This window comes from bacterium (assembly GCA_040753085.1).
GTDB lineage: Bacteria > UBA9089 > JASEGY01 > JASEGY01 > JASEGY01 > JASEGY01.
Window position 1 is genome coordinate 1 of record JBFMHI010000100.1, and the last position, 9,940, is coordinate 9,940.

Below are 9,940 nucleotides of genomic sequence, written 5' to 3' on the forward strand. Positions count from 1 at the left end.
TTCATCAAGGCAGGCTCTTGTTTACCCCATCCTTTTACCCAATTTGTGGGTAAGGATAAGCATCAAGGGAGAGGGAATTTTGCTTTGTCTCCCAACTAACTGCTTAACTTAGTTTTGAGTAGTTACCTATTAGCCAATAGTCAAGAGCCAATAGTCAAGAGCCAATAGCCATTAGGGCTTATTTATACCTGCTACCTAATTGCCTATTGGCTATTGGCTATTGCCTATTGGGGCTGGTTACTTATATGAGCAAAAGGTCCAATATTTGCCCCTGGCTTCACTTTTGCATCACTAATAAAAGAGGTGTAGATGGTCGCCCCCGCCCCTACCTCGGCATTTAGCAAAAAAACCTGAGGGCCGATAACACAGTCTTTCTCAATTTTAGTCTTACCTAAGATAGTGGTAAAGGGATAGATCACGGTATCAGGCTCGATAGTCACGGTGGCATCAATAAAAACCGAATCCGGATCTATTATAGTTACCCCCCCAACCATAAGCCTGTTTATTGTCCTGGATTTCAAAATCCCTTCTGCCTTGGCCAGGTCTACCCTGGTATTTATGTCAATAGCTTCCGTCGGGTCAGAAACAACCACCGTTTCAACCTGGTGTCCCCGGTCTTTTAATATGGCTATACAGTCATTCAAGTCTTCCTCTTCATCTTCAGAATGAGGTTTAACCTCTCCCAAGGCCCAGAAAAGAAATGTAGCCTGGAAACAATAGATCAGCGGAGACTCATTAGTATCTTCTATTGGGGCAACAAGCAAACTCGCTACATTTTTCCTTTCCCGATGAAAGGAGATAAATCCCTCTATCGTCTGAGCGGTAAGCAAAGGAAGGTCGCCGCTTAAGACCAGGCAATCGCCTTCAAAATCGGCTAAGCTTATTTCCGCCTGTCTAACGGCATGGGCTGTTCCTTCCTGGGTTGGTTGAATGACCACCTCAATATCAGGGGACAAAATCTCCCTTACGGCCTTTTCTTTATAGCCGAGCACCACTATCTTCCTCTTTACTTCCAAAGAGGTAAGCGAATCAAGAACATGATTAAGTATCGGTTTACCGGCCAGCTTGTGTCGAACCTTGGGCACACTGGATTTCATTCGTTTGCCCCGTCCGGCCGCCAGGACAAGCCAGGCTAAATCTTGCATTAGAGGTATTCCCCAAGATATTGAGAAGATACGTCCTAATAGAGATCCATAATAAATTTTCCACCATGCGCTGGATTAGGGATCACCTTTTGAGACTTTGGGTCAGGTTGTAAATCCAGGCCTTCAAGGGCAAGGTATCCAATTAAAACAGGGGCATCTTCTGGTATCTCCATTACATCAGTACTACAAGTGCGCCCCATAATAGTCAGCATAGCTCCCGTATATACTTGTCTTTCCACTGGACCACTGGCTGTCTGTGCCTTCCGAATTTCTAAAGGCGCCAACCCCAGCCTGGTTATCTGCTCATGCCTGAGGCAAAGCAATGTAGCTCCCGTATCGACCAGAGCCTCGTCAACTTCAAGGAAACGGGCCTGTTCAGAGGGCATCTCCCCGCGCTTAGAAAGAAGATAATCCACCATATTTTCTACCTTTATTTTTGCGGTTACTCTACCCATCTCTCTATTCTCCGTAAGTGTTCAGCCACAAAGACACTAAGACACAAAGATTAAAAGATTATTTCTTAATAGTTTAACCAAGCAGTAGCTCAGTAGTTAAAGACTTTTCTGAAAGTTCCAGAACTTCTGCTCTATTGCTCTAATTTGTGTCTTCGTGCCTTGGTGGCTGAACGGTTACTATTCTCCCTGCTTTTCTTAAAAAGAAAGCCACTGGCTGGGGCGGGAGGATTCGAACCTCCGAATGCAGGATCCAAAATCCTGTGTCTTACCGCTTGACGACGCCCCATCCTTTGAGGGGTAACGAGATGATCGGTCATTGGTTATCAGTGAGGAGCCACCAGTGATCAGTTGTGGCCGATTACCGATCACTGATCACCGAATTACTGACCTTCCCCGAAATATTGAGAAGATACAGATTAGTGACTTGGGGCTGAATCACCAACCCGTAATCCCATCGACCAAAATTCACCCCCTCCCTGGTCATTAGTTTCTAAGGATACCGAATATTAGCCTAAATGTCAAGAAAATTTTTCGACCTGAATTATAAGCAGTGATAGGACTATAGAGTGCAGCGACTTTGCCATCTTTGGATTCTGGGGGATGAATAGTAGGGGCAACCCCCTGTGGTGGCCCTGTTGTTGCCCAGAGAATAGTAGTGGTTTTCTCATTCGCAGTAGAGATCTAACCGCACAGGTCGAAGTTTTTTCCTGCGCCCTGTCAATTTGAGCAAAAGAGCGGAGCACCGTAGTCTTTTATCCGCGGATATGTGAAGTTGCTACCTCTTCGTAATGCTCGAGAATTTTACTTATAACCTCTGGTTTCTCAAGATCCTTAATCTCTACGAACCTAATTCCACCCAATGTTAAGGGAATCTTAGAAATTAACTCGGGATAAGTGACAATAGGGATTATTGGCTTGTCAAGGGCCCAAGCTGCACCTAATTCATGTAGCACCCACTTTGAATCAACAGAATTTGACGATAATAACACCATAAAGATGTCACATTGAGAGAGTCTATCTTTAAGTTTAGATTCCCAATCTTCTCCCGCACTAAACATTTCCGTAGTAAATATACGTAAATTGGGGCGTTGAGATAGAAGACTGTACAGTTTATGTGCATACGTCCTATCCGCGGTAGTATAGCTTAAAAAGATGCGAAGAACTTGTTTACCCCTTTCTTTTTGAATCGTATTCATTTTCCTGCCTCCTTTACACGATTAATAAGTTGTTCAAGATACTCTTCAAAGCTGTTAAGATCTATAGCCTTATATGAAGTTATTATATCCGGCATCTCCTCTGGAGTAACTTTATCTATAATAGCGATAATACGTTTTCCAAGCACCCAAGCCGCACCTATTTCTATCAAAACCCAATGACGGTCTATGGAATATCGACTGAGAAGAACCAGAAATTCATCGCACTCTTGTATATTCCTTCGAATCGACTCTGGAATTGATTCTCCACCTTCTATATCCTTTTCATCAAGAAATGTTTTGACACCATACTTTCGACCTTTTTCTTCAATGAGTATAGCCATCTGTTTTGCAATCCATCGGTCCTTTTCCGAATGACTAATAAATACTAGATAGCTTTTTCTTATTTGAGCTTTCTGGGTCATGGTAATTTGCTGATCTCCTAACATATTCTGTTTTCCTTTCCCCCGTCTTCTGTTTTCCCCAGACCCGCTCTTAGCAGTTAATCTTATCATCAGGCAAATAAGGGGTTTTTATGAAGATACATTTTATCGGCTCAGAGGTATCGTTTAAGATGTTGTGTTTTTCGTGGGGTTCAATATAAAAGGCATCACCAATTCTGGTTTGATATTCGATATCGTTGACTATCATCTTGGGAGCGCCGTCAAAGAAATAAAAGGTCTCCTCCGTTTCCGTATGAATATGGTAACCCATCTCCTCACCAGGTCTTAGCACCATTAACCCCCAATCGATCTTTGGGCCTCGGAAGAGATATTTGGGTCCAGAATCCACCTTCCTGAACTCGTGTTGGTCCTCATTGGTACGTTTCATCTATTTATCTCTCCTTTCTTTAAGTTTCGGGTTTCGAGTTTGTAAAGGGTAGTGCCGTATTACATGGCCTTCTCCAGAAGTCCGGTCAGATCCTCAGGACTGGCCGGTCTGGGGTTGTATTTAGCAGAGCTTGACACACCTTTAACAATTTTTGAGATATCAGAAGGCGCTACACCAAGATCACGCAGATGGCCACTTATACTCAGGTCTGAAAGCAGATTTTTTACCTCTCTGGCGGCGGCCTCTGGCCCTTGATCCGGCATGCCGGTTAAAGCTGCGGCTATCATCGAAAGTTTCTGTGGAACCGCTTCCAGATTAAACTCCATTACATAAGGCAAAAGAACAGCGCAGACCAGACCGTGGGGGGCTTGGGCCACGGGTCCTAAAGAAGCCGCCAGGCCATGAGCGGCGCCCAGCCCGGCATTAGCCAGAACTATTCCCCCCAAAAGCGCCGCCAGAGACATATCCTCTCTGGCCTCTATATCTCCTCCATCATTATAGGCCTTCCTTAATGATCTTCCAACCAAACCGATCCCTGATAAGGCCAGAGAATCAGTAACAGGATTAGCCTTTAGGGAACAATACCCTTCGACTAAATGAGACAGGGCATCCATCCCGGCAGAAGCTGTTACCTCAGGGGAAGCCGTCATAGTTAACTCCGGATCAACTACGGCCAGGACAGCCATTAGAGCCGGGCTCCTGATACTCTTCTTTACCTTTTGATCCGGATTAGTAATAACGGCATTGTAGGTGGCCTCAGCTCCGGTGCCGGCCGTAGTAGGGATAGCCATAAAAGGAAGGGTTAGCTCAGGTCGGATTTCTCTTCCCTCCTGGTATTCAACCGTCTTCCCGCCATTTTTAGCCAGACCGGCCACGGTCTTGGCCACATCAAGGCTGCTGCCTCCGCCTAAACCTATGATTAGATCACAGCCCGCCTGGCAAGCCAGGGCCATCCCTTCATCGACCGTAGATAAGTCCGGTTCTGGAAATACCTTATTATAAAGAACCACTTCGAGTCCAGCCGTCTCAAGATATTCTTTAAATTGATCCAACACCCCTACGGCAGCCAACGCCCTTTTTCCTGTAACCAGAAGAACCTTGCGGCCCAGTTTCTTAGCCTCACACCCTATAGACCGGATACTTCCTTTTCCGAAGATAATTCTTCGGGGAAGATTCAACTCAAATGACATATTGTATTTTCCTTCCGGCATAGATGAATTCTTCTTGTAACCGTTCAGCCACAGATGCACACAGATGAAACACGGAAAATCCGTGAGCCGTGTCCGTGATTCGGGTCTGTCCTTAGGCTGTAGGGACAACCCTTGTGGTTGTCCGTCTACGGAACGGACATGGACAAGCACGGACAGGGACAAGCCCTGTCCCTACACTTCCGCCTTCTGTCCTGTGTTATTTATCCGTGCTAATCCGTGCAGCTATACCTGAACGGTTACTTCTTCTTTATCTGTGATTAGTTTACCCACTAATCAGGAATTTGTCAACCTCCTTTTTTTATGTTCCTTCCAAGATAAAAGTATCCCGAAAAAATATATTGACAAGAGTGGATGATAGGCGTATATTGTAAGACTATGAGGAAACGGTTGCCCCAGGCAGAAAGGCAAGATAAATGTCACCATTTTGCAGGTAACTATTCAGGTAGATAGGCTGAAGGTAGATAGACTGAAGGTAGGTAGACTGAAGGTAGATAAACTGAAGGTGTAAGACCTTTCGAGATGTTTATAGCCTTCAGCCTATCCACCGGAGTAATCCGGTCGGGTTAAATGGTCCAGGTATGAACAGGGGAAGAAATAACCCCATGGACAAAACAAATGATAATCACTAATACCGCCATCAAACATCGCGTTACGGTTTATGCCTCAATGGTGATCATCCTCATTATCGGTATATATTTTTATCTTACCCTGCCGCGGGAGGCAGCCCCGGATATTACTATCCCCTTTATTATTGTCAGCACCGATTATGAAGGTGTGGCCCCCTCAGATATCGAAACCTTAATTTCCATCCCTATTGAAAAGAAGCTGACCGGACTGGCTGATGTAGAAGAGATTCGCTCCATCTCGGCTGAGGGTCATTCGACTATCACCATTGAGTTTGCGCCCAGTGTGGATATTGACGATGCCCTGCGCAAGGTAAAGGACAAGGTGGAGGCGGCTGAAGGCGACCTGCCGGCAGGTGCGGATGACCCATCGGTTATGGAGATAAATTTCTCGGAATTTCCGATTATGCTGGTCAATATCTCTGGAGAGCGCCACTTAATGGAGTTAAAGGCCATTGCCGAAGAATTGGAAGACCATATCGAAGCTATCCGGGGGGTACTGGATGTTCAGATAATCGGCGGTCTGGAGCGGGAAATCCGGGTCGAGTTCGATATGAATCGAGTCGCGGCCTATCGTATTCCTTTTAATGAAATCGTGGCCTCTGTCCGACAGGGAAATATCAATCTGCCGGGCGGAAGTGTGGAAATCGACGAAGCCAAATACACCCTCCGCATTCCAGCCGAGTACAAAAACCCAACAGAGATATATAATCTGATAGTCTATGTCCGGGATGGGCAGCCTGTTTATCTGCGGGATGTAGCCACGGTGGTGGACGGCTTTAAAGAACGGGACAGCCTCTCCCGGTTCAAAGGGAAGGAGAGTATCACCCTTTCTATCCAGAAGCGATCAGGGGAAAATATTATCTTCATTGCCAAAGCCGTAAAAGCAATCCTGGCCGAAGCGGAAAAGCGTCTGCCCAAAGATGTGAAGATCACCATCACCCAGGATCTTTCCCAAATGATTGAGGAGATTGTTAAAGAACTGGAGAATAACATCCTGACCGGCCTTATCCTGATTTTGGTGGTCATCTTTATCTTTATTGGCGGTCTAAGCGCTTTATTTATTGCCTCAGCTATTCCCTTTTCGATGCTGATGGCCTTTGCTGTCTTTTCGGCCATGGGTATTACCCTGAACATGGTGGTGCTTTTCAGCTTGATTTTAGCCTTAGGGATGTTGGTGGATAACGGCATCGTCATTGTTGAAAACACCTATCGTCATCTGCAAGAAGGCAGGGAAAGGGAAGAAGCGGCTCGAATAGGGGCCAGTGAAGTCGCCTGGCCGTTGACTACCTCGACCCTGACGACGGTCTGCGCCTTTCTGCCCTTATTATTCTGGCCTGGGATTATGGGGGAATTTATGGGCTTTCTCCCCAAGACCGTCATTATAACCTTGATCGCTTCCTTAGCCGTAGCCCTAATCATGAATCCTACCTTCTGCGCCTCTTTTCTTTCGGCCAAAAAGAAGGGCGAGAAGAAACACTTAATATTAAATATTTATGAAAAATCCCTGCTCTTTATCCTGAAACACCGGCTTTTGACGGTCGCTATCTTCTTGATAATGCTCGTGGCCAGTATCGCCTCTTTTATCCGTTGGGGCAGTGGGGTGGAATTTTTCCCTGAAGTTGACCCGGAGCGGGCCTACATAAACATTGAAGCCCCGGAAGGGACAACGCTTTCGACCTCCCTTAAATTGGCCTTACCCTTTGAAGAAGAACTAAGCCAGTGTCCTGACATCAAATACTTTATTACCAATATTGGCTCAGGGGGGGGCGGCCGCCATAGCTTTTCCGGCGATGGGCCTGGCATGAGCAACAACAGCCAGGTAGCCGTCGAGTTTGTGGATTTTGAGGACCGAGGCATTCCTTCACCACTCCTGATTGATAAGATCCGCCAAAAGACAGAGGATGTGATCGGGGCAGAGGTTTTTATCAAGGAAGAAGAGTTCGGGCCGCCTTCTGGGTTACCGGTTAATATTGAAATTTCAGGCGAAGACTTTGAAACCTTAGGACGGCTGGCCAAAGAAGTCAGGGAGAAAATAAAGGATATCCCCGGGATAGTTAACTTAGAAGACGATTATGTTCAGGGCAAGCCTGAGCTCCGACTGAAGATAGACAAGGAAAAGGCATTGCTTCTTGGACTTTCGCCTTCTTTGGTAGCCAATACGGTTAAGAGCGCTATCGCTGGGATTCACGTGGGAGAATATCGTGATGGTGAAGATGAATACGATATCATTGCCCGACTGCCGGAAGCCAAGAGAAAAAGTATTGAAGGCATCGAAGGCCTGACCATTTCCGACTATTCTGGCCGGCCTATTCCGCTGAGCACCGTAGCTAAGGTCGAATTTGGCGGCGGGTTGGGGGTGGTGAGAAGGATAGACCAAAAGAGAGCCGTGACGGTTTCATCAGATGTCTACGGCCGCCTGCCGAATGATGTCTTGGGTGATGTGCGCCGTCTGTTGGCTGACCTGGATCTTCCCAATGGATATAAAATATCCTTTACCGGTCAGAATAAAGAGCAAGAGGAAGCAAAGGATTTTTTAAGCAAGGCCTTCTGGTGGGCCATCTTTTTGATCGCTTTAGTCCTTATCACCGAGTTTAATTCCATTAGCCGGCCCTTCATCATTATGACTTCGGTCATACTCTCGCTAATGGGCGTATTCTTAGGCTTGCTCATTACCCGCACCCCCTTCGGCATAATTATGACCGGCGTGGGTGTCATTAGCTTAGCCGGGGTGGTGGTCAACAATGCTATTGTGCTCATCGATTATATCGAGCAGCTAAGAAAAACCGGGATGGTTACTTCGACCGCTGTAGTCAAAGCCGGACTGGTGCGTTTTCGGCCGGTAATGCTGACGGCTATTACGACTATCCTGGGCCTGTTGCCAATGGCGGTCGGGGTGAGTTTTGATTTTCACCAGATGAGATTGGTGATCGGCGGCGAAAGCAGCCAATTCTGGAGCCCTATGGCCGTAGCCGTTATCTTCGGCCTCTCCGTAGCCACCCTTCTTACCCTGGGCGTGGTTCCTGTCCTCTACTCCTTATTTGACAGCCTGAAAAAAAGCCTCGGCAAAAAGTCTTGACCTTGAGCCGAATTTATGTTATAAAATGGTGACTATTCAGCCTATCCATAGTTAATATCTACAGGGGGAATTATTCAGCCACGGATTAACACGGATTAGCACGGATAAAATAATTGTAATAAAAATGTCTGACCGAATAACCATTGGGTCATTTATCATTTCGCTGGTTTTTCACGGGATATTGTTCGCTATCTGTTTAAGTATTAGTCCGCCTGAGCCGGAACAGGAGATGGTGATTGAAATAGCCTTTATTGAGATAGAATCACTACCTCCTGTAGAGGAGAAGGTGATCAAAGAGGAAGAACCTCCATCGACAGAACCGGAGCCGGAACCAAAATCTGAACCTGAGCCAATATTGAAACCGGAACCTTCCATCCAGAAAGAGATGCCTCTACCGCCGGCACCGGAACCGATAGGGAAAAAACCCTCCCCTTTGCGTGAGGTTTTAGATGTCCCCTTTGAGGGTGATGACTTAGAGGCGAGGGCCAGGGAGGGAAAAGAAGAAGCTGTTACCCAAGACATGGCCACTAATTCTCCTGTTTATACCAGCCAGCCTCAATCTCCGAAAACAGAGGGAGCAGAAGGTAATAAGAAGACAAGAGATAGCTTCTTCCACTTAGTAAAGAAAAAGATTGAGGCGGTAAAATCCTATCCTGGGTGGGCCAAAAGGCAGGGGTTTGAGGGGGTGGTAAAGGTTGAGTTTACCATTAGGCAAGAAGGAGAGATCGATAATATAAGGATAGTAAAATCATCTGGTTACAGGATACTTGATAAAGCAGCCTTAGCCACCATCAAGCGGGCCTGCCCCTTCCCAAAGCCTCCCAGCGACCTGGGAGAGAAGTTAAAAATAACCGTCCCTATTGTCTACAGATTATTAGAGGAGTAAGAGCCTATCCCCAAACCGACCCGAGCCGCTTGGCTTTTTAGCCGGCGATCATCTCAAGGAATGCAGTGATTTGGGTCTACCGCTGGTGGCGGTTGGCTTTATGTATCCCGGCGGCTATTTGCGCCAGCGGATCCGTGTTGACGGCTGGCAGGAAGATGTGGGTGAATCAGACATGAAAATAAAAGGTAACTACTCAAAACTAAGTTAAGCAGTTAGTTGGGAGACAAAGCAAAATTCCCTCTCCCTTGAGGGGAGAGGGATAGGGTGAGGGTGAAATGGGCGGGCAATATTATTACTCTTGTTATTTCACCCTCCCCTAACCCCTCCCATCAAGCTTATCCTTACCCGCATCTTTTAAAAACCACGAAGAACACGAAGGGCAAAAACAGCTCGCTCCTACGGAGCTGCAAATATATTGCTTTTGTGAAATACTACAAACAGATTACTCCTACGGAGCTTTATTCAGGTTAGCTCCAGAGGAGCGACATGTTTGTAGAATATATCTCTCATAACAAAT

The 9,940-nt window shown here is 46.4% G+C and carries 9 protein-coding genes and 1 tRNA gene; 3 read left to right on the top strand and 7 right to left on the bottom strand.

Translation table 11 applies throughout. The features are described 5' to 3' along the window. Positions 1 to 224: 224 nt before the first annotated feature. The 7 genes from AB1797_10110 to AB1797_10140 form a co-directional block, all read right to left on the bottom strand. The gene (locus tag AB1797_10110; GenBank protein ID MEW5767959.1) at positions 225 to 1,145 is read right to left on the bottom strand and encodes an NTP transferase domain-containing protein; all 921 of its coding nucleotides are present in this window, start codon (positions 1,143 to 1,145) and stop codon (positions 225 to 227) included. Between the two features lie 35 nt (positions 1,146 to 1,180). Further along, on the bottom strand, positions 1,181 to 1,600 hold the full coding sequence (locus AB1797_10115) for a retroviral-like aspartic protease family protein (GenBank protein MEW5767960.1): 420 nt from the start codon (positions 1,598 to 1,600) through the stop codon (positions 1,181 to 1,183). Between the two features lie 211 nt (positions 1,601 to 1,811). Continuing rightward, positions 1,812 to 1,886, bottom strand: a tRNA-Gln gene (locus tag AB1797_10120). A gap of 466 nt (positions 1,887 to 2,352) precedes the next feature. Beyond that, positions 2,353 to 2,796, bottom strand: a complete 444-nt coding sequence (locus tag AB1797_10125) for a toll/interleukin-1 receptor domain-containing protein (GenBank protein MEW5767961.1) — start codon at positions 2,794 to 2,796, stop codon at positions 2,353 to 2,355. Next, on the bottom strand, positions 2,793 to 3,308 hold the full coding sequence (locus AB1797_10130; protein ID MEW5767962.1) for a toll/interleukin-1 receptor domain-containing protein: 516 nt from the start codon (positions 3,306 to 3,308) through the stop codon (positions 2,793 to 2,795). Before AB1797_10130 ends, AB1797_10125 begins: the two co-directional genes overlap by 4 nt. Then, positions 3,289 to 3,624 (bottom strand): cupin domain-containing protein, encoded by a 336-nt coding sequence (locus tag AB1797_10135; GenBank protein MEW5767963.1) that lies wholly within the window; start codon positions 3,622 to 3,624, stop codon positions 3,289 to 3,291. Before AB1797_10135 ends, AB1797_10130 begins: the two co-directional genes overlap by 20 nt. A gap of 59 nt (positions 3,625 to 3,683) precedes the next feature. Beyond that, a complete protein-coding gene (locus AB1797_10140; protein MEW5767964.1) occupies positions 3,684 to 4,835 on the bottom strand; it encodes an iron-containing alcohol dehydrogenase in 1,152 nt (383 codons plus the stop codon). Between the two features lie 615 nt (positions 4,836 to 5,450). On the opposite strand from AB1797_10140, the gene AB1797_10145 reads away from it, so the two are divergent. The 3 genes from AB1797_10145 to AB1797_10155 all read left to right on the top strand — a co-directional run bounded on the left by AB1797_10145 (position 5,451) and on the right by AB1797_10155 (position 9,631). Then, a complete protein-coding gene (locus AB1797_10145; protein ID MEW5767965.1) occupies positions 5,451 to 8,537 on the top strand; it encodes an efflux RND transporter permease subunit in 3,087 nt (1,028 codons plus the stop codon). Positions 8,538 to 8,661: 124 nt separating this feature from the next. Continuing rightward, entirely contained in the window at positions 8,662 to 9,423 is a 762-nt protein-coding gene (locus AB1797_10150; GenBank protein ID MEW5767966.1) for an energy transducer TonB, read from the top strand. Between the two features lie 70 nt (positions 9,424 to 9,493). Then, positions 9,494 to 9,631: a hypothetical protein gene (locus tag AB1797_10155; GenBank protein MEW5767967.1), complete on the top strand. Its 138-nt coding sequence runs from the start codon at positions 9,494 to 9,496 to the stop codon at positions 9,629 to 9,631. The last annotated feature ends 309 nt before the right edge of the window (positions 9,632 to 9,940 follow it).